The organism is Streptomyces sp. NPDC039480, assembly GCF_055597165.1.
On the sequence record NZ_JBVITX010000014.1, the window covers coordinates 146,796 to 167,289 of the forward strand.

A 20,494-nucleotide genomic window follows, 5' to 3' on the forward strand; every position below is an offset into this window, starting at 1 on the left:
CGGGACAGTTGCCGGACTGTCCGCCATCTTGCTGTTGGCCCTTGCGCAGAGTCCCGCGGCCCGACCGGCCGAGGCGGTCACGCCGCACCCGGCGGTGACCGCGGACGGCAAGGGTCTCCGAGCGTTGTTCGGCTCGGAGAACCGGGTGATCCGTACGCACGAACGGGTGATCGCCGTGACCTTCAACGCGGCCTGGAACGACGCCGGCCTCGGCACCATCCTCGGTGAACTCGCCCGCCACCGCGCGCCCGCCACGTTCTTCCTGACGGGCGACTTCGCCGACCGCCACCCCGCGGTGGTGAGGAAGATCGCGGCGTCCGGCCACGGACTGGGCAACCATTCCTTCAGCCATCCCTACTTCAAGGACCTGGACGCGGCGGGACGACAGCACGAAGTGAGGGCGGCGGGCGCGGCCCTCCGCGCGGCCGGGGCGGGCAGCGCGGTGACGCCGTTCTTCCGGTTCCCGTACAGCGAGACCAGTCCCGCCCACATCAGGGAAGTCAACGCTCTCGGGTTCGCAGACATCGAGTTCACCGCCGACACCAACGGGTGGAAGGGGACCGAAGGCGGCATGACGGTGGACCGCGCGGTGAGCAGGGCGCTGGACGCTCTGCGTCCGGGAGCGATCCTGCAGATGCACGTCGGCGCGTCACAGGGCCGCACCGAGGTCATCGACGCCCAGGCCCTGCCTCGTATCCTCGACGCGGTCACCGCACGTGGCTACCGCGTCATCGACCTGCGCACTCTGCTCACGCCGTGAACCCCCTGAGTCCCTGAACCACTCGCCGTCACGTGGGCCTGACCGAACACGCCTCGTCAAGTACGCTCGGCCACGCGTTCGGGAAGCCGGGCGCACCCAGCCGAAGAGTCCAACCCCTCCGGGGACGAGTCCAACCGCTCCGCCGGGTAGAAGATGTCGATGTCGACCTCCTCGCCGCCCACGATCTGGGTGTCCCACGCACCGCTGCGGACCAAGGTGTACAGCGTCTGACTGTGCAGCGTGTCCAAGTGCTTCAGGAGCGTCGCGTCGTCCGGCATGCCGGGGACCCGGGGCGCCAAGCGGTCGCGAATCGTGCGAAGTTGCGCCATGAGCGCAGCAAGGTCGGCCTCCCGGTCCAGGGCACGCCCTGGCTCCAGGGACTCCGACACACTCTCCTGGATCTTGTCCTTGATGGCCCGCGTCACCCCGTGCTCATCCGTAGTGATCATGGAGTTCCAGGCGCGGCTCTTGTGCCGGTACTGGAGCATCGACATGGCCGCCTCGTGACGGACGAAGTCCGCGTCGCGGAACGGTCGCCCCCGCCAGGTGCCGCTGAGGGACCGGGCAAGCGAGATGACCGATCCCCAGCCGCTGTTGAGGCCGCGGCCCGGCCAGAAGTGGATGGCGTTGGCGGCCTCCCCGAGCAGGAACCCGTACGTACCGGGGCCGGCGGCTGTCCTCGGATACAGCCGCGCGGTGAACCGGGGCCGCTGCACCATGTCGAGCCGGAACGCAGTGACAGCCGTCAGGTCCGACTCGGGCACGGCGAAGAGCGCCAGTCCCTCCTTGACCCGCTTCCACAGCGCCGACCCTTTGATCAGGGCGGGCAGGAAGAGGGTGCTGTGGGTGTCACAGCAGAAGTCGCCGTCCTCGCTCCGGTTCATCACGCACGGGCGTGAGGCGATGCACTCCTCGAACACCTGCCGGACGGGGTCGATCCCCACAACTTCACTCGCCTCCTCGTCGGTCAGCCGCATGTTGAGAAAGCCCTCGCCACGCAGGGAGTTGAGGAGGAAGCGGTTCTGGGCCACTGTGAGCAGCACGGACATCGGATCCGGGAGCCGCGACTTCACCTTCAGGCCGAGCACTACGTCCTGGAGATGCGCGCCTTCCAGTGAGTAGATGGACTTGTCGGCCTGCCCGAACTTCTCGGCGAAGTGCTCGCGCGTCCGGGAGCGGCCGCCTTCGCAGATGGCGAGCACGTGGTCCGCGGACGCGGTCTTCTCGTGCTGGAGCGCGTCGAACCGCTCCGGGATCAGGCGGATGCGGTCCGGCTTCTCGTTGGCCAGCTCGAGGAGGGTGTCCTCGACGTAGGCGATACGGATGTTCCGGGGGTTGTGCCCGTCGATCGAGTCCGGACCTGCCGGCCACATCTCGCTGTACGCCCCGTCCCTGAACAGCCTCGCCCGCACCTCTTGGGGAAGGCCCAGATACTGGCGGCTCTGGACGGTGACGACCTGCTGCCGCCGAACGTTGCCGTGCTTCGCGTCCTTCCAGACGATCCTGTCTCCAGCCCGGGTCCAGCGACCGTCGTAGACCGTGATCGCGCCCCGGGGACCCATGAGGGATTCGAGCAGCAGGGCGAAGGCCAGCCCGACGGGGCCGCCGCCCGACACCGTGACCTTGAGCACCGGTACCGGCTGCTCGGCAGGGGGAGGTGTGAGCACCTGGAGCACGGAGAGGTCGATGATGGTTTCCATCGGATCCGCCGCCTCGAAACGGAACGTTTCCTCCCCGATGGTGATCAGGTCGCCGGGCTGCAGCACGTGGGAGGTCGCGCGTTCTCCGTTGACGTACGTGCCGTTGCTGCTGCCCAGGTCGTACAGCATGAAGCCGTGCCCTTCACGCCGTACCTCGGCGTGGAACCGCGAGATGCTCACGTCGCGGATCACCACGTCGTTCGTCGGCTTGCGGCCGAACGTGAGGGGCTTCGTGCCAATCCGGAACCGCTCTCCGGCCAGGGCGCCTTGACGACTGACAATCTCAGGAGGCATGGGTCCTCAGATTCCCTTCACTCGACGAGCCGGGCCGCACAGCGAGGACGGCCTGACCGAGGCCGCCGTGTGTCCGTGTCTCACTGAGTTGATACGGGGGGCTGCGGGCGTGCGTTCAGTTGCACATTTCGATTGCCGGAAACCCGCCCCCACGCCCTTGTAGGTTGGCCGGATGCCTGAGCAGAGCGAGATCGAGCGGATCACCGCGGTGTGGGTCCGGCTTACCGGATGCTTGGCCGAGTGGGCGCCTGCCTCGTACGCCTCGTTGCTTCCGCCGGCGGCTGCGGACGCCGTCGCTGCCACAGAGGCGCGCCTGATACAAATTATGCGGAGGCGCCGACACGTTGCAGTCCGGGTTCCTCACTCGCCGGTCGCGCCGTCGATGAGTTCGCGCGCGACGTCGAGGTGGCCGACGTGGCGGGCGTACTCCTGGAGGAGATGGAAGAGGATCCGGCCGAGTGAGGGGGCTTGATCCGGTGTCTTGAAGCGGCCACCGACACGTGCCTTGTCGCTTAAGGCGGCGCCCGTCAGCAGGGAGTTCGCTGCGGTCACCTCCGCCTGATAGGCGGCCATGACCCGTGCGGTGGGCGTGCCGGCGGCGACCGTCCATTCCTCTGCGTCTCCGCCGGGTGGACAGGCGACGACGTCCACGGCGCCGAAACCCCACCGCAGCCACCGGCGTTCGACCCACCCAAGGTGCTGGACCAGCCCGAGAGGCGACCAGCCCAGCGGTTCGACAGGAGCGCGGAGGGCGTCGTCGGACAGTCCGGCGAGCTTGCGCATCAGCGTCTCGCGGTACCAGTCCAGATAGCCGAGGAGGAGTTCATGGGCGTCGGATACGTCCACCGCCGGGCCGTCGAGAAGCGCGGGAATCTTTTCCGAGGGCTGCGTCATCCTCCGAACGTAACGTGGGCACGGAGCAAACCGCACCTCCCCGGGGCATGGCCTTGGTGTGGCTGCGTTTCAAGGATGGGATCGACTGGAGCGACCCGCGCGCAGGGGGCCGGTACGGACACAACGTGGCCTCCAGGGACACCGCCTACGACTTCCTCGTCGAAGGGCTTTCGGAGGACATGGAAGCCCGCAGCCCGAAGCGCTCGGCCCAGGCCGTCACATCGGCGGTCGTCGCATTGCCGCCGCAGACCACCAAGCCGAGCCTGGCACCCTCGCCGACGCGCTCCAGTACCTGGCGTGCCGCGGGCAGCAAGCATCCGGCGGCCGGTTCGGCCCAGACCTTCGCGTGGTCGGCCAGGTCGAGGGTGCCCTGCACGGCCTCGGCGTCGGTCACCGTGAGGACATCGGTGACCAGCGCCGAGACATGTTCGTAGGTGAGCTGGGAGGCGCTGGGGGCGCTCAACGTCGAGACGATGGAGGACAGTTCGGCCCGCACGGGTCCGCCGAAGGACAGGGCCTCCGACATTGCTGCCGCGCCTTCGGTCTCCACGCCCCAGATCCGTACACCGGGACGGCGCGCGTGCAGCGCGGTGGCGACCCCGGAGATCAGACCCCCGCCGCCGATGCTGACGAGTACGTCGGTGAGCTCCCCGGCGTCCTCCGCGAACTCAAGGCCGACCGTGCCCTGGGCGGCGATGACGACAGGGTCGTCGAAGGGATGGACCGGGGTGAGCCCCTTGGCCCGGAGTTCGTCCACGAGGGCGAACGCGTCGTCCATGGTGTCGGCGACGATGACGCTCGCCCCGGCAGCTTCGGCGATGTCCACGGCGTGGCCGGGGGCGGACCGTGGCATGACGACGGTCGCCTTGATGTCCAACGCGCCGGCCATGACCGCGGTCGCGATGGCGTGGTTGCCGCCGCTCACGGCCACGACCCCGGCGGCGCGTTCAGCCTCGGTGAGTGTGAGGAGCTTCGCCGCCGCGCCACGTGCCTTGAAGGAACCGGTGCGCTGCAGGAGCTCCAGTTTTACGGTGACATTCGCGCCCAGCAGCGCGGACAGCCCGGGGCTCGGCACCGTCGGGGTTCGAATGACGTGCCCGGTGAGCCGCTCGGCTGCGGCTTCCACGTCCGCGACAGTGATCAGCACGTTTGCCTCCGTCACATGATCCGAGCCGCAGGGACATCGCGGCGGCCGTGTGGGCGCCGCGCGCACACGGCGATCAACCGCGCGGCAGTTCGATCATCCTACGCCGTGCATGCTCTGGCCGACACGGGCTGAGAGGCTCCGCTGTGCCCGCCGCCCGCCACACGTCAAAGCGCCGCATCGGTGTCGGTGTCGGCGTTGAGGGCGTCGAGCACTGCGTCGCCGTTCGCCCTCGCCCACTCGGTCAGCACGTGGATAGGTTCGATCAGCGTCTCCCCGAGCGGGGTCAGTTCGTACTCGACGCGGGGCGGCGCCTCGGCGTAGGCGTGGCGGCGAACGAGTCCGTGCGCCTCGAGCCGTCGGAGCGTACGTGTGAGCACCTTGCGGGAGATGCCGCCGATCAGCTCGATCAGCTCACCATGGCGCACCGGCCCCTTGCTGAGGCCGGCGAGCACGACCACCGTCCACTTGTCGGCGATCAGTTCGACCGCCAGACGCGCCGGACAGTCGGCGAGAAAGGGATCACCGGGACGGAAACCGCTCATGGCGCCAAAGGTACCTGTTGGTTCCTATCGGAAACCTAGCGTGGGTTCTCTCCCCCTTACCCAAGCCAGGAGAGGCGTGCGAAGCATGCGAGTCATCACCCAGCAGACGCTCGGCGGTCCCGAGGTGCTCACCATCGTGGATGCGCCCGAGCCGGAGCCGCTCCCGACCGAGGTCCTCGTCCGCGTCAAGGCGATCGGACTGAACCCGCTGGAGGCGCGCCTGCGTGCCGGTGAGTTTCCGCTGATCGGCCGACCGCCGTTCGTCCTCGGCTGGGACGTCAGCGGCGTGGTCGATCAGGCGCCGCGGACGTGGCGGTTCAGGCCCGGTGACGAGGTGTTCGGGATGCCGCTGTTCCCGCGGGCGGCGAACGCGTACGCCGAAGTCGTGCCGGCACCGGCGCTGCATCTGGCACGCAAGCCGGCTTCGCTCTCGCACGTCGAGGCGTCGGCGTTGCCGATCGTCGGGCTGACGGCGTGGCAGGGTCTCGTCGACCTCGGTGGCGTGATGGAGGGCGATCGCGTCCTGGTCCACGGCGGTGGTGGCGGAGTCGGCCACGTCGCGATCCAGATCGCGAAAGCGCGCGGCGCGCACGTGATCACGACGGCGGGCGGGAGCAAGCGGCAGTTCGTCGAGGGGCTCCGCGCCGACGAGGTGATCGACTACACGGCGGTCGACTTCACCGAGGCGGTCCGCGACGTCGATGTCGTGCTCGACACGATCGGCGGCGACACGGCCGAGCGGTCGCTCGCTGTGCTCCGCCCAGGTGGTCACCTGGTGACGGCGGTGGCCGAGGAGGACGCGGAGCTCATCGCCAGGTACGAGGCGGCCGGCATGCGCTTCAGCGGCATCGCGGTCGACCAGGATCCGGTCGCCCTACGAGGTCTCGTGGAGCTCGTCGAACAAGGCAGGCTCCGTGTCCACGTACAGGAGACGTTCCCGTTCGAACGCGTCGCCGACGCACACCGGCTGCTCGACAGGGGTCACCTCCAAGGCAAGGTCGTCCTCACCGTCTGATCCCCTTGTGGGGCATGGCGTGAGCGAGGCCCACCCGCTGAGCCCCCCCCTCAAACTTGTGACACCCCTGTGACCGGAACTATGGCCTCCATCACATGTGCAGGCTTCGCACCCTGATCAGATGACCGGATGGCCAAACCCGCCCGCCTCCGTCCGGCTCTCGCCCGCACCCCCGCGGTCCTGTCGGCTCTTGCCGCGATCGCTCTGCTGCTCACGGCCTGCGGGACGGAGCACGCAGGTGCCGGTGCGGCCGAATCGCCGTCCCGTACGCAGGTCGAGGATGCAGGCAAGGACGGCGTACGGATCACCTCGCTGACCCTCCCCTCCGCTTCTCCCTCGCCCACCCGCAGCTACTCGGTCTCCGTCGACAGCCTCGCCACGGACTCGGGGATCAGTGCCACCTACGAGGTCACCAACGAGAGCGCCGAGTCCCTGACCTACTCGGTCACCTTCACCTTCATGAGCGGTGACGGTGGGGCCGTGACCAACCAAGCCGTGACCGTGCGCGATGTCCGCTCCGGGAAGACCGTGCGGGGCACGGTCCGGGCCGGGGAACTGCCGCCCGCCGCGCCGCGAGTGACGCAGGCCAAGGTGCTCGAAGTGGCCAAGATCCCCGCGAGCGAGGCGCCGGCGGAACCAGGCACGTGCCCCGCCTCCGGGATCCGGATCAGCGCCGACAAGGGCGACGCGGCCATGGGACTGCGCGTCGTGGGCCTGCACCTCGACAACTGCGGCACGCGCGACTACACCGTCGAGGGCTACCCGCTGCTGGAGCTCCTGGACGACGGCCTCAAGCCCGTCGAGGGCGTCAAGATCCTTGACGGCAGCAGCGAGATCACCACTGGCGCCGGGCCCGACAAGGAGCCCCGCCCCGTCACGCTCAAGCCCGGCGAGTCGGCGACCGCGAGCCTGGTCTGGCGCAATACCACCGAGTTCGGCACGCCGGTGAACGTACCCAATGTGCGGGTCCGAGCAAAAGCCGGTGCCGACCCGGTGACGGTGACCCCGAACCTCGACCTCGGAACCACCGGCAAGCTCGGGGTCAAACCGTGGGAGAAGGCGGATCGTTGAGCGGACCCTGCGAGGTTCGCTTCTTATCGCGTGCCGCTTCCGCCGACCGCGCAGAGCCTGACGGTCGGCAGTGACTGTCAGTGGTAGCGGTCATACTGCGCGCCATGGAACCCAGCGCAAGTGGATCGCTCCCCCGTACCGCCCGGGCAGCTGCCCTCGAAGCCAACGCAGAAGGTTGCACCTACTGCTCCTGGGGGTTGGCTGAAGGGATAGATCACGTGATTCCCATGGACAGCGGTGGGCGGGACGACGTCAGCAACATCGTTCCGGCGTGCCGGAGTTGCAACAGCAGTAAAGGGAACCGGACGGTCTTGGAGTGGAAACGAGATATCCATGCCCGTCCGAGCGGCACCGGAGCGTCGGGCTGGACATTCGGGGGACCCGACTATCACGACCCGGACAAGGTCATCGACCTGCCTGCCGACAGCATCACGGAGCATGTCGAGAAAGTGCAGCGCGAGGTGATGGAGAACTTCGCGGCACACGAGGCCAGAGAGGCCTTACGGCTCGTCGACGATCTCAACCGCTTCATCGCCCGACTCGGCAACCTGTCGCCGGATCGGCGCTCCTCGCTAAAAAAAGAGGCAATGCTGCGCCTTTGGGATCACGAGGACATTCTTCTCGCTGACCCGGCCCAACGACGACACGCCTTGTGGAAGGAAGACATGAGGCAGATCGACCTCAAACGGGCGCTACGTAAAGCCTCTGACGCTTCGTAAAGCCTCGGGATGCCTCGGGCCGCCAGAAACGTGCGTCGTTGGCCGGTTCTGGATCGTATGGCGAGGCTGAGCTTCCGTAGGCTCGGCAGGACAGGACTCGCCTGTCACACGAGTAGCCCCTGGGGGTTGGCGTGCTGTACGCATTGGCCTTTGAGCGGGTCGGCGTCGTGGTGAGTGACCTCTATTTTCTGAATCCGAATCCGCTGCGCGGGCAGGAGTCCCCCGAGCGCGGGGTGCGGCTGGAACTGCGAGTTTTCGAGAGTGGTGAGCTGCCGGGTTCGATGTACTCGGCACGCCCCATCACGATCGATCGCCCACTGTGGCGGGTGGATCTCCTCCAGGACGCGAACGCCGCCCCGAACACATTCGACCGCACACACCATCACCCCGACATCGTCGGCTGGGAACCCGGTCCGCGGACGTTCGTCGAGGAGCTGTCCAACGAACCGCTGGCCTGGCTGACCGGGAAACTCACCGACATCTCCAGCCTGTTGGATGAGGCCGGTATCTCTCCGGACGAGATCTCTGCGGTCGACGCAGACGGCCTCCGCACAGCTGCTCCTGAGATCGTGGACACCGTCCGCCGGATGCTGGACCGGGTATGGGCCGGCGACCTCGGCCTTCCGGGGAGCGGCCTGGATTCGGGAGCGGTGACCAGCATGAGAGCCGGCTGGCTCTAGTCCGCCCCTCTCCCCCCAGCACCGCTGACCGTCGGAGCCGGACCGAGGTCGGTCAGTCCTGCGGCGGCTGGGTCGTCCACAGACGCAGCTTGTGAGGGTTGCGTATCGCCCAGATGCGTGTGATCCGGTCGCCGGTGCCGTCGAACGCCACCACCGTCACGGTGACACCGTTCCGCTGCGCCACCAGGCCGGGTCGGCCGTTCACCATGCGTTCCAGGATCGTCAGGCCGGACAGCCTGCGGGCGACGTCGACGAAGCCGAGCGCGATGTGCTCGGCGTCCTCGGCCGGGCCGGACGTGCTGGCCAGGCCGCCCGTGTCGGCGATCGCCTTGACGTCGGGGTCGAGCAGGGCGACGAGCGCTTTGATGTCCTGGGCCTGCCATGCCTGCTTGAACGCACGGACGAGGCCTGCTTGTTGCGTGATCGGGGCCGCGGGGGACTCCGCGGACCGGATCCGGCGGCGGGCCGACGAGGCCAGGTGGCGGCAGGCCACCGGAGTGCGGCCGAGGATCTCGGCTATGTCGGCGAACGGGTAGCGGAAGACGTCGTGGAGGACGAACGCGACGCGTTCGGCCGGGGTCATCGAGTCCAGGACGACCAGGAAGGCCATGCTGACCGACTCGTCCAGCGTGACGCGGTCGGCGGGGTCGACGGTGGTGCCCTCGGTCAGCCCCGTGCCCCTCTCGGTGAGGTCGGGCAGCGGTTCGGGCAGCCAGTCGCCCGTGTAGCGCTCACGCCGGACCCGGGCCGAGCGGAGGATGTCCAGGCAGATGCGGCTGGCGACCGTCGTCAGCCAGCCGCCGACCGACTCGACGTCGTCCCGCTGCTGCTGGGACATGGCATACCAGCGTACGTAGGTCTCTTGTACGACGTCCTCGGCGTCGGTCAGGGAGCCCAGCAGCCGGTAGGCGAGGTTCGTCACCTGCCGCCGCTCGCTGATGAGCGCGTTCAGGCTCCCGTCGGCGTGCTCGTGCCCCGGCTCGGATGTGGTGGTCATGGTCCTGTCGACTCCCTCGATGACAGATGGCGGAGGCCAAATGCCATATAGGCGAATGGTGGCTGTCTTACCCGTACGACGAGACCCCGCCCCGAACTGTGCCGTCACCCGCCCCATCCCTCGCCTCGTCGCACATTCCGCGACCCCGCCTCGTCGGAAGGCCCGGACACCGAGCAGCCACGCAGAAAGGGATGGTCATGGCAACACAGAGCGCAGGTTCCGCGGGTGGGCCGCAACCGGGAGGGGCTGGACCGCAGCCGGGAGAGGCCGGGCCGCCGCGGGGAGCGACTGGCCCACACTCCGGCGGGGCGGGGCCACACTCCGGCGGAACTGGGCCGCACTCCGGAGGCGCTACGGATCCGATACCGGCTGCGCACCCCAGGCGCTGGCTCGTCCTCGCCGTCATCTGTTGCGCCTACCTCATGGTCGGCCTCGACCTGGCCGTGATGAACCTCGCGCTTCCGGACGCGCAGCAAGATCTCGGCTTCACGGACGGCGACCGTCAGTGGATCGTGACCGCGTACGCGCTGCCGTTGGGGAGTCTGCTCCTGTTCTGCGGGCGGCTGACCGACTTGATCGGCCGCAAGCAGGCCTTCCTCATCGGGCTCGCCGGTTTCGCGGTCGCCTCCGCCGTGGGCGGCGCCGCGGACAGCTTCGGCATGCTGGTGACGGCCCGGGCCTTCCAGGGAGCCTTCGCCGCACTGCTGTCGCCCGCCTGCCTGTCCGTCGTGTCCACAACCTTCACCGACCCGAAGGAGCGCGGCAAGGCCTTCGGTGCCGTCGGCGGTGTGATGGCTGCCGGTGGCGGACTGGGCCTGATCATCGGCGGTGCGCTGACGGACAGCCTCGACTGGCGCTGGTGCATGTACATCAACCTGCTCTTCGCCGGTGTGGCGTTCATCGGCGGCGTGACGCTGCTGGCCAAGCAGCCGAAGGCGGGCGCACGGATGGACGTCCCGGGCGTGGTCGCCGCGTCCGGCGGTATGTTCTGCCTGGTCTACGGCTTCGCCAACGCCGAGGACGGGTGGGGCCTGGCCTCCACCTGGGGCTTTCTCGTAGCCGGTGCCGCGCTGCTGTGCGTCTTCGGGGTGTGGCAGACACGCGCCGGGAATCCGCTGCTGCCGCCCCGGGTGGTCGCGGACCGCAATCGCGGCGGCGCCTACCTCACCATGCTGTTCGTCGGCGCCGGCTTCTTCAGCCTGTTGCTTTTCCTCGTCTACTACATGCAGACCGTGCTGGGTTACTCGGCCGTCGTCGCGGGCTGCGCCATGCTGCCGACGGTCGCGTGCACCATCCTGGTGACCGGCGTCGGAGGCTCGAAGCTGGTGCCCAAGTTCGGCCCGAGGCCACTGATTCCCACCGGCCTGGTGGTCAGCGGGGTCGGCATGGGCTGGCTGTGGTACATCGAGGTGGACTCCAGCTACGCCGGGGCACTGCTCGGACCGCTCGTCGTGATCGGCATCGGCACGGGACTGATCTACTCCGCCGTGGCGAACACCGGCACCTCCGGGGTGGCGCCCGAGGACGCCGGGGTCGCCTCGGCATGTGTCAACACCGGGCAGCAGATCGGCGGTGCCGTCGGTACCGCGCTGTTCAACACGATCGCGGCAGACAAGACCACCAGTTGGCTGGCGGACAACGTCCAAGGCCGACCGTCCCCCGGCGAACTTCGCCAAGCGGCGCTCGAAGGCTACGCCGCGGTGTTCTGCTGGGCCGGTTACGCCCTGGTCTTCGGCGCCGTCGTGGCCGCCGTACTGCTGCGCAGCGGCCCCCTGGCCACTCCGCCGGGCAACTCCGACGAGCCGGCCGAGCCACTTGCGGCAGGCCGAGCCTGACTGTCGTCTCGAACGCGCCCGTACCCGCCGGGCTGCACCTCGGCATGGCCAGGCGCAGCCCGGCGGTTCACTCGGCGAGGGTGAACGCCCCGTCGACGAGGACAGGGACCGCGGTGCAGGCGTCCGCTTCGGTAGCGACGGCGACGTCATCTGCGTAACCCCCTCTGATGAGTTCGCGCCCTGAGGCGCTCGCGACCACCGCGGCGGTGACATCCGGTGTCGCCTGGAAGGTGGCTGCGGCCAGCGTCGCTTCCGGCGACAGTGCGTTTCCGAGTCGTTCTCGTTCACGCGGCAGCGGTGACAGCAGAGAGAGGTGGGACAGCAGTCCGGAGATGATCGCTCCTGCGCCCAAGAGGTCCTCCATGGCGGGCCTGAGGCTTCCGTCCGGCCAGCGTTCGCCGGAGGCGATCACCGCGACCGGGCGCTCGGCCGTCCCGTAGCCGTGGCGGACGAGCCAGTGGCTCACGGCTGTCGCGTTCCTAAGGGCGCCGGCTATCACGGGTGCTTCACCGGCCGAGGCGGCGATGGCGGAGCCGTTGGGTGAGGGAAGTATCAGGCGGGGGGTGAAGGGGGCGCGTCGCAGGGCGGAGGGTGACAGGGACCAGGGGGACGAGGCGGTGGCCATGCGGCGTCCGACCGCCAGGTCCGCCCCCACCTGCTCGGCGAACGCGGACGCGGTCGCGTCGCGCCACCGGTACGGGAAGACCCGTGTCCCCGCCTCGACGGCGACCGTCACCGAGGTCGTGAACGAGAGCACGTCCACGACCACCATGCACGCGACATCCGCCGCCAGCCGTTCGGCACCGGTGGGTCCCCACTCGAACCGGACCCCGTGGCCTGTCTGCAGATACCAGTCGTCATCGTCCATGGCCGACGATGATTCCAGGAGTCCAGCAGGGGCGGCCCTGCTGCTCTCCCGCCGGTCCTCCACCGGGTGCGGATGAAAAGGGGTGGAGGGGCCGAGTTCCCTGAGGCAGGCTCGACCCATGCCTTCAGAGTTGCAGAACGTGGCGATCGACTGTGCGGATGCCTATGGACTGGCCCGGTTCTGGAGCGAGGTCACCGGGCGTCCGCTGCATCCGGAGGACAAGCCCGGCGACAAGGAGACCCAGGTGATGCTGCCGACGGGTCCTCTGCTGTTCTTCAATCAGGTGCCCGAACCCAAGACGACGAAGAACCGGCTCCACCTGTGCCTGCGCCCGGACACCACGCGCGAGGCAGAGGTGGAACGGCTGCTGGGTCTCGGCGCCACCCTGGTCGGCGACCGTCGGGAACCGGACGGCTCGGGATGGGCCGTCCTCGCGGACCCCGAAGGCAATGAGTTCTGCGTCCTGCGCAGCGCGTCCGAACGTGCGGCCGCCTCTTACTGACGTCGTTACGTCGCAGGCACACCGGGCTCACCCTGATTGCAGCGGCAGGTTCCAGAACTCGGCGTAACGGCGACCGTGGTGCAGCAATTCGTCATGGCTGCCCTCCTCCACGACTCGGCCGTCGTCGAGGAAGACGACGCGATCGGCGCGTCGGACCGTCCGCATCCGGTGCGCGACCATCACGACCGTCCGGCCCGCCATCAGGCGTTCGATGCCTTCGTGGACGACCGCCTCGTTCACCGGGTCCAGTGCGGAGGTGACCTCGTCCAGCAGCACGATCGGGGCGTCCTTCAGCAGCGCTCGCGCGATCGAGACGCGCTGGCGTTCGCCGCCCGACAGCAGGGCGCCGCCCTCGCCGACGTTCGTCGCCCACCCGGCGGGCAGCCGTTCGATCACCTCGTCCAGCCGCGCTGCGGCGGCTGCCGCTCGTACATCGGCCTCGTCCGCGTCGGGGCGGCCGAGGCGTACGTTCTCCTCGATCGTGCCGTCGAAGAGGTAGGCGTCCTGGAAGACAAAGGAGATCCGCGCCATCAGCACCTCCGTGTCGATCGCGCGTACGTCCACGCCTCCCACGCGTACCGCGCCCGCGTCCACGTCGTAGAAGCGCGCGAGGAGGTGCAGCAGCGTGCTCTTGCCCGCGCCCGACGGGCCGACGACGGCGAGGCGCTGCCCCTGGGCCACGGACAGCGACACGTCGTCGATCACCGTGCGGTCACCGTGCCGGAAGGAGACGGAATCGAACTCCAGGTCATGGCGTACCGGCTCGACCGGGGCGGCGGGTTCGGGCAGCGGCTCGGTGCGCAGCACCGTGTCGATCCGGGCCAACACTGCTCGCGCGCCGCGCAGTTGGCCGCCGAGGTCGGCCAGCGAGAGCAGTGGGTCCGCGCAGCGGGCGGCCAGGACCAGGAGCGTCAGGACCTCCGCCGTCCCGATGTCCCCGCCCAGCGAGAGATAGGTGCCCAGCACCAGCGAACCGGTGAACACCGCCTGCACCACGAGCGTCAGCCCGACGACTCCGGGCAGCGCGGTCAGGGTGGCTCGGCGAGCGGCGCGCTCGACTGCGCGGAGCGAGTCGTCGAGCAGCTGGAAACGTTCTGCCGTACGCCCGCCGGCCCGCAGCACCGGCTGAGCCTGCAGGAATTCGATGACCCGCCCGGTGGCCTCATCGTCGCGTGCGGACCGTTCCGCGTCGCCCGCGGCCATCGAGCGTGCCGTCCAGAGCTGGATCGCCGCCACGACCGGCACGGCGGCCAGCGCGGCCAGTCCCATCTGCCAGTTGATCGCGAGCATCACGGCGACGATCGTCACAGGGGGGACACTGGCGGAGATCAGAGGCACCAGCAGGTGCGCGATCACACCCATCGCCTCCAGGACGCCGCGACTGGCCAGGACGGACACCTCTCCGAGGCGGCCCGCGCTGTACCAGCCGATGGGCAGTCGGGCCAGGTGGTCCCCGAGCCGGTGGTACATGCCGCGGAGCAGCGCGGTGCCGACGCGGAACCCGGACAGGTCGCTCACGTAGCGCAGCCCGGCGTAGACCGCCACCGCGGCCCCGAAGGCCAGCAGCCACGGCCAGGCGTCTTCGGGTGTGCTCCCGAACAGTGACCGCAGTACCGGGACCAGCAAGGCGTAGGACAGGCCCTCGGCCACCGCTGTCGTCGTCATCAGGGCCACGGCGCGGCGCAGCGGCCGGCCGTACTCGCGTCCCAGTACGCGGAGCAGCAGATGGATCATCGGGACTCGCCTCCCTTGTGTACGTTCCCGTGTGCTCCGGGCTCGACAGACGCCGCGACCGCCTGCGGGGCCGAATGCGGATCAGGACACTCAGCAGAATGCTGCGCGTGCCAGAATTCGGCGAACTTCCCGCCCCGCCCCCGTAGTTCGGCCGGTCTGCCGCGTTCGACGACCGCTCCGCCGTCCAGCATCACGACGGTGTCGGCGTCCGCGATGGTCTCCAGGCGGTGGGCGATGACCACGGTCGTCCGCTCGCCCTTCAGCGTCGCCAGGGCCCGTCTTACCGCCTGTTCCGTCTTCGGGTCGGCGAAGGCGGTCGCCTCGTCGAGTACGAGTACGGGTGTGTCCGCGAGCAGCGCGCGGGCGAGGGCGATCCGCTGTGCCTCGCCGCCCGACAGTCCGGCGTCCTCGCCGATGACGGACTCGTAGCCACGGGGCAGTTCGAGGATCCTGTCGTGGATGTTCGCCGACCGGGCGGCGCGCACCACGTCGTCCTGGTCGGCATGCGGTACCGCCAGGGCGATGTTGTCGGCGACGGAGGCGCGCAGCAGCCGTACGTCCTGGAAGACGAAGGAGACCGTCCGGTAGAGCTCTCGGCTGTCGAGCTCACGGAGGTCGACGCCGCCGAGGAGGACCGAACCGTGGGTGGGGTCGAAGAACCGTGGCAACAGCTGGACCAGCGTCGACTTACCGCTGCCCGAGGGGCCGACGATCGCGGTGACCGTCCCCGGTTCGAGTACCAGGTCGATCCCGCGCAGCACCTCGTGACCGACGTGGGCTTCGGTTCCGGTCCCGGCTTCGGTTCCGTAGGCGAATCGGACGTCCCGCAGTTCCACTCGGTGCCCCTGGGGCGTGACGGGCTGTGCGGGTTCCGGCAGCGGCCGCACCGCCAGGACGTCGCGGATGCGGCCGACCGCGCGTCTCGCGGCCTGCATGTCGTCGAAGCCGTGGCCGAGTGCCTCCACCGGAGCGGTGAGGCCGAGGCCGAGCAGCAGGAAGGGCAGCAGGTCGGCCGGGGCCAGGTCGCCGCTCGTGATCAGGGTCGTGCCGCCGATGAGTACGACCAGGAGTACGAAGGGCGGGGAGAGTGCGAGCTGCATCCCCGCGGCCACCCTGGAGAGGCCGTGCACCCACCGGTGGAAGGTGGCGACGAACGCGTCGGTGGCCGTCAGGAACCTGCGGTGGGCGCGACCGGAGGCGCCGAACGTCTTCACCACCGCTATGCCCTGCACGAACTCGACGACGGAGCTCGAGATCCGCCCCATGGCCGTGTCGAACTCCTCCTGCTCGCGCAGCCGGGTCGGTGTCATCATCAGGGGCACCAGCGCCACCGCGAGCACCACGGGTATCAGCGTGATCAGGGTGAGCAGCCAGTCGACCGTGAACAGGTAGATCAGCGACGCCAGCGGGACCACGAACGCGGAGACGAGCTCGCCGGGGGCGTGCGCGATGAACGGGTGTACGGCGCCGACGTCCTCTCCCACCACCTTGGCCAGCTCGCCAGTACCGCGCCGGGAGAGCCAGCCGATGGGTACGCGTCCGAGGCTCGCGGCCAGCCGACGGCGGAACGACAGCTGCACCTGGCCGTCCAGCAGATGTCCGATCCCGGACGCCGCGGCCGTGCACAGCAGGCGGACGAACAGGCCGACCGCTCCGGCGATCACCGCGAACCAGACGTGATCATGGTCGATCGGGTCGGGTGACAGCAGTGCCCGGCCCAGTTCGACGACGGCCAGCAGCGGCGCGAGGCCCGCGAGGGCGCCGATGACCTGCAGGGACACGACGGCGGCGAATCTCCAGATGTACGGGCGGAGCAGCGCCGCGACGCTCGGCGGGCCCGTGTCCGGTGGTGGTGCGGTCTGTCTTGGCTGCGGCGCTTCGAGGTCGGGATGCGTGGCAGCCGTGAGGTCGGGATGCATGGCCGCCATCCTCATCGGCGCCCGGCCGGAGATCACCCGCCAACCGTCGGGCGTACCTCCCTGTTCACGCACCGATCGGCGCTGCCGCCCCGCGCGCCCCGAACTCGTCATCGCACTCACACCGGAGAAGTCGAACGAGAACCTACAAACCGTGACACGGGCCTGCACCGCCGTCTTCCATCGACAGCGCAACGGACCATACTGGTCGGGCCCCGATCACCTACAGAACGAATCCATGGCCAAGAACAGCACCTCCTCGACCGCCGTCCCCGACACCGCGTGGCTCGGGCGCGGGCGCCACCTGGGGCCCGAACCCGAACAGGACGTCCGGCGCAACCTGATCGCCCTGAAGGCGGCCGGGGTGCTCGACGACTTCCTGGACCTCGACCCCGTGGCGGCGGCCGCCTCCACCGTCCTGCACCCGCGCGACGAGTCCGCCGACCCCGGCCCGTCGGCCCGCCGCCTCTTCGAGGCCCGCTGGCGCGTGGCCGAGGACGTCACGGTGCGCGCACAGCTGACCACGTACGATCCCGAGGTCCGCCGCAAGGAGGACGAGGGCGTCACGTGGACCCTCGCCGCCGAGGCGGAGCAGGCGTGGGACGATCGCTGGCCCTCCCCCGCTCTCATGTTCTGGCCCGACAGTGATCAGGTCGCCTGGGATCACGACACGGTGGCAGGCGTGCGCCTGCGGTCGACGAACCACCTGCCGAAGGACGACGACGAGCTGCGCCACCTGCTGCGGGACTGCACCCGGCAGAGCTGGTTCATCCATGTCGTGGTGCACGAGGCGATGACTCCGGACGCCAAGGGGCAGCAGCCGATCTCGACGTTCCTGCCGCCCAGCCTGCGGCACCAGGTGGTCGAGCACCGGGGCACGCCGGAGCAGGCGCAGATCGCCGACTTCGCGATGAAGCGCGAGCTGGGTGTGCGGATGCCGCGCGGCGGCGCCGTCGTCCTGCCCACGGATCCGCAGAGTCCGGAGTACGACGCGGAGCGTTTCACGGTCCGCACGGTCTTCCTGGACGGGTCCGAGCCGACCGAACTCCTCGACAGGGTGAAGGAGTTCGCCGCGCTCCCCCGGCCCATGCCGCCCGAGGCCGAGCGGGCCCTGACGCGGCTGCGCCAGGGCTGGCATCTGCTCACCCCCGAGGAGGAGCTGGTCCACGCCCAGGACATGGTCGCCAAGTACGCCGAGGCGCTCGACGCCATGACGACCTCCCGCGACCTGTACCGGGAGGCGGCCGAGGCGGCGCAGGCGGCGCTGGCCGAGGTGACCGGCGGAGACGGTGTGCCCGGGCCGCCCGCGACAGGCCAGGCCAAGCCGGAAGGCTCCCCCCTGAGCGCACTCACGAAGGCTTTCGGCCGCTTCCGGGAGCCGAAGAAGTAGGGCCCTTCAGAGCCGGCCAGGTGCGTCGGGTGGAAAAGCCGGTGCGGGCGGGGTGGTTCGTCTTCGTATACTCGTGCGAGCTCGGAAAACGAGGGGGAAGACGGTGAAACTTGCCGAGGCGCTGGCAGAGCGCGCGGAGGCGACGCGACGCGTGGAGCAGCTGCGGGCGCGCGTCGTCAGCAGTGCGCGGTATCAGGAGGGTGAAACTCCGCCTGAGGACGCGGCCCAGCTGCTGGCCGATGCCGGCGAGGTGCTCGACACCCTCGAATCGTTGATCCGGCGCATCAACCGGACCAACGCGTCCGTGCGGCTCGGAGAGCACGGCACGCTCACCGACGCGCTCGCGCGCCGGGACGTGCTGCGGCTGCGCCACTCCGTGGTCACCGCGGCCGCGGACGCGGCGGCGGGCACGGGCGAGCGGGGCTACGGGCGGCAGCTGCGGTCCGAGCTGATGATGCTCTCGGCCCTCCCGGTCGCGGAACTGCGCGGTCAGGCGGACGTGCTCGCCCGGGAGATCCGTGAGGTCGACGTGCGCATCCAGCGCGCGAACTGGGAGGCCGACCTGCTGGACTGAGCGGAAGGACCGACCGCACCGAGTGGGCGGTCCGACCGTACGGACGATGGGGAGCAGGTAGCTGTTCCGGAGGCGTGCACACACCGCGGGCCGGCGGATTCCGGCCCACTCCTGGCGCGTGAAGAGCAACGCAGGGGTTCGATTCCCCGATGACAGTGCAGCTCAGCACCGCGTACAGGTGACAGTGCACCTTGCACAGCACATCACCACGTGCAGATCCGGGCAGTGAGGGCGGGTTCGGGGTCTCCCCCATCACACATGTCCGGCCTGCCATCACACATGTCCGGCCGGCGCCGCGCAGGCATCAGGCCTCTCCCACCTGCGTGATCCGTTCGTCACCGAGGTTTCGCTGGACGTCTTCGAGGAGAAGGCCCAGCAGTTCGGTGAGCCGCGCCTGCTGGTCGGGCGTCAGGCCGCCGATCAAGTCGGCTTCCCTGCCCAGCACTTGGTCGACCGTCGCCTCCACGAGGGCGTGGCCCGCCTCGGTGAGGGTGACCTCGACCGTACGAGGCCGGCCTTCCCCGGGGCGGCGGGTGACCAGGCCTTCGCGTTCGGCACGGGCCACCCGCTGGGAGACCGCGCCCGCCGTGACCATCGACAGGTGACCCAGCTCGCGGGTGGTCAGGGTGTAGGGCGTGCCGCTGCGGCGCAACACGCTGAGCAGGTCGAGTGTCGCCGTGTCCACGCCGGCGCGGGCGAGAACGCGTCGCCGGTCGTCGCCGAAGAGCTTGGCCAGCTGCCAGATCGGCGTGACGATGCCGATCGATGTGGCGGGGGTGCCGGGGCGCTCACGCTCCCAGGCGGCAGCGATGTCCCGTGCGGTGTACGCGGCAGTCCCGCCCGGCACGGAGTCACCCCCCTCCGCCATTTTTGGACCTGGTCCGCCCTCTCCCGTGCCCCTCGGACCTGCGCTCTTCGCATCTGCACCCCTCTCGTTCGCCGCCTTCATGTCCGGCCCCTCCTTCATGTCCCGCCTCCTCAGTGGTACGTTTAGCTCTAAATTTAGACCTCAATGGATGTTCGGAGTTCAGCTTATGACACGCACCGTCCTGATCACCGGCGGCGGCACCGGAATCGGCCGCGCGACCGCCCGGCACTTCGCGGAGCGCGGCGACACCGTGTTCGTCACCGGCCGCCGTCCCGAACCCCTCCACCTGCTGGCAGCCGAGACCGGTGTACGCGGCGTGGTGTGCGACCACACCCGCCCCGAGGCGCTCACCGCGCTCCTCTCCCAGCTGCCGGAGCGGATCGACGTCCTCGTCAACAACGCCGGCGGGAACACCGACTTCGACGCCGACCCGAAGCAGGACCTCGAAGTCGGCGAAGAGGCCGATCTCGTCGCGTACGGGCAGGCTTTCCGCGACAACCTGGACGCGAACCTCGTCAGCGCCGCGCTGACCACCAGGGCGCTGGACAGCCGGCTCGCGGCCGGTGGAGCCGTCGTGCACATCGGGTCGATCGCCGGCGCCCAGGGGTCGGGGGCCGGGGCCTACGGCGCCGCCAAGGCCGGACTCGCCGCCTGGAACCTGGATCTGGCCCGCACCCTCGGGCCGCGCGGCGTCACCGCCAACATCGTCGCGCCCGGCTACATCGCGGACACCGAGTTCTTCCGGGACCACCTCGCGGACGAACGGCGCGAGCAGCTCGTGGCCGCGACCTCGACGGGCCGCGCCGGTTCACCGGAGGACATCGCGGAAACGGTCGCCTTCCTCGCCTCCCCCGGAGCACGTCACATCACCGGCCAGGTACTGCACGTCAACGGAGGGGCGTACATGACCCGTTGAGGAGCACCGCGTGAACTGATGTGCGCGCCACGGCTGTTGCGACGTAGGTTGTGCGTCGAACAGTCCACGCCA

Annotated in this window: 19 protein-coding genes; 10 read left to right on the forward strand and 9 right to left on the reverse strand. The window is 69.5% G+C overall.

Annotated features, from left to right (window positions below; translation table 11 throughout):
• Positions 1-28 precede the first annotated feature (28 nt).
• Entirely contained in the window at positions 29-760 is a 732-nt protein-coding gene (locus ACZ56E_RS34965) for a polysaccharide deacetylase family protein (RefSeq protein WP_471220524.1), read from the forward strand.
• Between the two features lie 56 nt (positions 761-816).
• Here ACZ56E_RS34965 and ACZ56E_RS34970 read toward each other — a convergent pair whose 3' ends face one another.
• The 4 genes from ACZ56E_RS34970 to ACZ56E_RS34985 form a co-directional block, all read right to left on the reverse strand.
• Positions 817-2,754, reverse strand: a complete 1,938-nt coding sequence (locus tag ACZ56E_RS34970; protein WP_471220526.1) for an FHA domain-containing protein — start codon at positions 2,752-2,754, stop codon at positions 817-819.
• Positions 2,755-3,114: 360 nt separating this feature from the next.
• Positions 3,115-3,648, reverse strand: coding sequence for a DinB family protein (locus ACZ56E_RS34975; protein WP_471220528.1), 534 nt, complete (start codon positions 3,646-3,648; stop codon positions 3,115-3,117).
• A gap of 145 nt (positions 3,649-3,793) precedes the next feature.
• Complete coding sequence (locus ACZ56E_RS34980; protein ID WP_471220680.1) at positions 3,794-4,792, reverse strand: threonine/serine dehydratase; 999 nt, start codon at positions 4,790-4,792, stop codon at positions 3,794-3,796.
• Between the two features lie 167 nt (positions 4,793-4,959).
• Positions 4,960-5,337 carry a winged helix-turn-helix transcriptional regulator gene (locus tag ACZ56E_RS34985; RefSeq protein ID WP_471220530.1) on the reverse strand — a complete coding sequence of 126 codons (378 nt, stop codon included), beginning with the start codon at positions 5,335-5,337 and terminating at the stop codon, positions 4,960-4,962.
• Positions 5,338-5,422: 85 nt separating this feature from the next.
• On the opposite strand from ACZ56E_RS34985, the gene ACZ56E_RS34990 reads away from it, so the two are divergent.
• The 4 genes from ACZ56E_RS34990 to ACZ56E_RS35005 all read left to right on the forward strand — a co-directional run bounded on the left by ACZ56E_RS34990 (position 5,423) and on the right by ACZ56E_RS35005 (position 8,822).
• Positions 5,423-6,352, forward strand: coding sequence for an NADP-dependent oxidoreductase (locus ACZ56E_RS34990; protein ID WP_471220683.1), 930 nt, complete (start codon positions 5,423-5,425; stop codon positions 6,350-6,352).
• 129 nt (positions 6,353-6,481) lie between these two features.
• Positions 6,482-7,423: a DUF4232 domain-containing protein gene (locus tag ACZ56E_RS34995; RefSeq protein ID WP_471220532.1), complete on the forward strand. Its 942-nt coding sequence runs from the start codon at positions 6,482-6,484 to the stop codon at positions 7,421-7,423.
• Positions 7,424-7,527: 104 nt separating this feature from the next.
• Positions 7,528-8,142 carry an HNH endonuclease signature motif containing protein gene (locus tag ACZ56E_RS35000; RefSeq protein ID WP_471220533.1) on the forward strand — a complete coding sequence of 205 codons (615 nt, stop codon included), beginning with the start codon at positions 7,528-7,530 and terminating at the stop codon, positions 8,140-8,142.
• A gap of 131 nt (positions 8,143-8,273) precedes the next feature.
• Positions 8,274-8,822 (forward strand): hypothetical protein, encoded by a 549-nt coding sequence (locus tag ACZ56E_RS35005; RefSeq protein WP_471220535.1) that lies wholly within the window; start codon positions 8,274-8,276, stop codon positions 8,820-8,822.
• A 52-nt stretch (positions 8,823-8,874) separates the two neighbouring features.
• On the opposite strand, the gene sigJ is transcribed toward ACZ56E_RS35005, so the two are convergent.
• On the reverse strand, positions 8,875-9,819 hold the full coding sequence (gene sigJ / locus ACZ56E_RS35010; RefSeq protein ID WP_471220537.1) for an RNA polymerase sigma factor SigJ: 945 nt from the start codon (positions 9,817-9,819) through the stop codon (positions 8,875-8,877).
• Between the two features lie 197 nt (positions 9,820-10,016).
• Between sigJ and ACZ56E_RS35015 the strand changes: the two genes are divergently transcribed.
• Positions 10,017-11,654, forward strand: a complete 1,638-nt coding sequence (locus ACZ56E_RS35015) for an MFS transporter (protein WP_471220539.1) — start codon at positions 10,017-10,019, stop codon at positions 11,652-11,654.
• Between the two features lie 67 nt (positions 11,655-11,721).
• On the opposite strand, the gene ACZ56E_RS35020 is transcribed toward ACZ56E_RS35015, so the two are convergent.
• Complete coding sequence (locus ACZ56E_RS35020; protein WP_471220541.1) at positions 11,722-12,522, reverse strand: 2-phosphosulfolactate phosphatase; 801 nt, start codon at positions 12,520-12,522, stop codon at positions 11,722-11,724.
• 118 nt (positions 12,523-12,640) lie between these two features.
• Between ACZ56E_RS35020 and ACZ56E_RS35025 the strand changes: the two genes are divergently transcribed.
• Positions 12,641-13,024, forward strand: coding sequence for a VOC family protein (locus ACZ56E_RS35025; protein WP_468611846.1), 384 nt, complete (start codon positions 12,641-12,643; stop codon positions 13,022-13,024).
• A gap of 27 nt (positions 13,025-13,051) precedes the next feature.
• Here ACZ56E_RS35025 and ACZ56E_RS35030 read toward each other — a convergent pair whose 3' ends face one another.
• Both ACZ56E_RS35030 and ACZ56E_RS35035 read right to left on the reverse strand, forming a co-directional pair.
• Complete coding sequence (locus ACZ56E_RS35030) at positions 13,052-14,758, reverse strand: ABC transporter ATP-binding protein (protein ID WP_471220543.1); 1,707 nt, start codon at positions 14,756-14,758, stop codon at positions 13,052-13,054.
• On the reverse strand, positions 14,755-16,677 hold the full coding sequence (locus tag ACZ56E_RS35035; RefSeq protein ID WP_471220545.1) for an ABC transporter ATP-binding protein: 1,923 nt from the start codon (positions 16,675-16,677) through the stop codon (positions 14,755-14,757). The genes ACZ56E_RS35030 and ACZ56E_RS35035 overlap by 4 nt, the downstream gene beginning before the upstream one ends.
• Positions 16,678-16,912: 235 nt before the next feature.
• Between ACZ56E_RS35035 and ACZ56E_RS35040 the strand changes: the two genes are divergently transcribed.
• The gene (locus tag ACZ56E_RS35040; protein ID WP_471220547.1) at positions 16,913-18,064 is read left to right on the forward strand and encodes a hypothetical protein; all 1,152 of its coding nucleotides are present in this window, start codon (positions 16,913-16,915) and stop codon (positions 18,062-18,064) included.
• A gap of 103 nt (positions 18,065-18,167) precedes the next feature.
• Positions 18,168-18,638 (forward strand): DIP1984 family protein, encoded by a 471-nt coding sequence (locus tag ACZ56E_RS35045; protein ID WP_471220548.1) that lies wholly within the window; start codon positions 18,168-18,170, stop codon positions 18,636-18,638.
• A gap of 304 nt (positions 18,639-18,942) precedes the next feature.
• Here the strand turns inward: ACZ56E_RS35045 and ACZ56E_RS35050 are convergent, their stop codons facing one another.
• The gene (locus tag ACZ56E_RS35050) at positions 18,943-19,506 is read right to left on the reverse strand and encodes a MarR family winged helix-turn-helix transcriptional regulator (RefSeq protein WP_471220549.1); all 564 of its coding nucleotides are present in this window, start codon (positions 19,504-19,506) and stop codon (positions 18,943-18,945) included.
• A gap of 166 nt (positions 19,507-19,672) precedes the next feature.
• On the opposite strand from ACZ56E_RS35050, the gene ACZ56E_RS35055 reads away from it, so the two are divergent.
• Positions 19,673-20,422 carry an SDR family NAD(P)-dependent oxidoreductase gene (locus ACZ56E_RS35055; RefSeq protein WP_471220551.1) on the forward strand — a complete coding sequence of 250 codons (750 nt, stop codon included), beginning with the start codon at positions 19,673-19,675 and terminating at the stop codon, positions 20,420-20,422.
• The last annotated feature ends 72 nt before the right edge of the window (positions 20,423-20,494 follow it).

Excerpts from the sequence above, each read along its gene's own strand:
- ACZ56E_RS35020 (WP_471220541.1), bottom strand. The coding sequence starts at position 12,522 with ATGGACGATGACGACTGGTATCTGCAGACAGGCCACGGGGTCCGGTTC.
- ACZ56E_RS34985 (WP_471220530.1), bottom strand. The coding sequence starts at position 5,337 with ATGAGCGGTTTCCGTCCCGGTGATCCCTTTCTCGCCGACTGTCCGGCG.
- ACZ56E_RS35000 (WP_471220533.1), top strand. The coding sequence starts at position 7,528 with ATGGAACCCAGCGCAAGTGGATCGCTCCCCCGTACCGCCCGGGCAGCT.
- ACZ56E_RS35050 (WP_471220549.1), bottom strand. The coding sequence starts at position 19,506 with ATGGCGGAGGGGGGTGACTCCGTGCCGGGCGGGACTGCCGCGTACACC.
- ACZ56E_RS34995 (WP_471220532.1), top strand. The coding sequence starts at position 6,482 with ATGGCCAAACCCGCCCGCCTCCGTCCGGCTCTCGCCCGCACCCCCGCG.
- sigJ (WP_471220537.1), bottom strand. The coding sequence starts at position 9,819 with ATGACCACCACATCCGAGCCGGGGCACGAGCACGCCGACGGGAGCCTG.
- ACZ56E_RS35035 (WP_471220545.1), bottom strand. The coding sequence starts at position 16,677 with ATGCATCCCGACCTCACGGCTGCCACGCATCCCGACCTCGAAGCGCCG.
- ACZ56E_RS35055 (WP_471220551.1), top strand. The coding sequence starts at position 19,673 with ATGACACGCACCGTCCTGATCACCGGCGGCGGCACCGGAATCGGCCGC.
- ACZ56E_RS35015 (WP_471220539.1), top strand. The coding sequence starts at position 10,017 with ATGGCAACACAGAGCGCAGGTTCCGCGGGTGGGCCGCAACCGGGAGGG.
- ACZ56E_RS34970 (WP_471220526.1), bottom strand. The coding sequence starts at position 2,754 with ATGCCTCCTGAGATTGTCAGTCGTCAAGGCGCCCTGGCCGGAGAGCGG.
- ACZ56E_RS34975 (WP_471220528.1), bottom strand. The coding sequence starts at position 3,648 with ATGACGCAGCCCTCGGAAAAGATTCCCGCGCTTCTCGACGGCCCGGCG.
- ACZ56E_RS35040 (WP_471220547.1), top strand. The coding sequence starts at position 16,913 with ATGGCCAAGAACAGCACCTCCTCGACCGCCGTCCCCGACACCGCGTGG.
- ACZ56E_RS34990 (WP_471220683.1), top strand. The coding sequence starts at position 5,423 with ATGCGAGTCATCACCCAGCAGACGCTCGGCGGTCCCGAGGTGCTCACC.
- ACZ56E_RS35030 (WP_471220543.1), bottom strand. The coding sequence starts at position 14,758 with ATGATCCATCTGCTGCTCCGCGTACTGGGACGCGAGTACGGCCGGCCG.
- ACZ56E_RS35025 (WP_468611846.1), top strand. The coding sequence starts at position 12,641 with ATGCCTTCAGAGTTGCAGAACGTGGCGATCGACTGTGCGGATGCCTAT.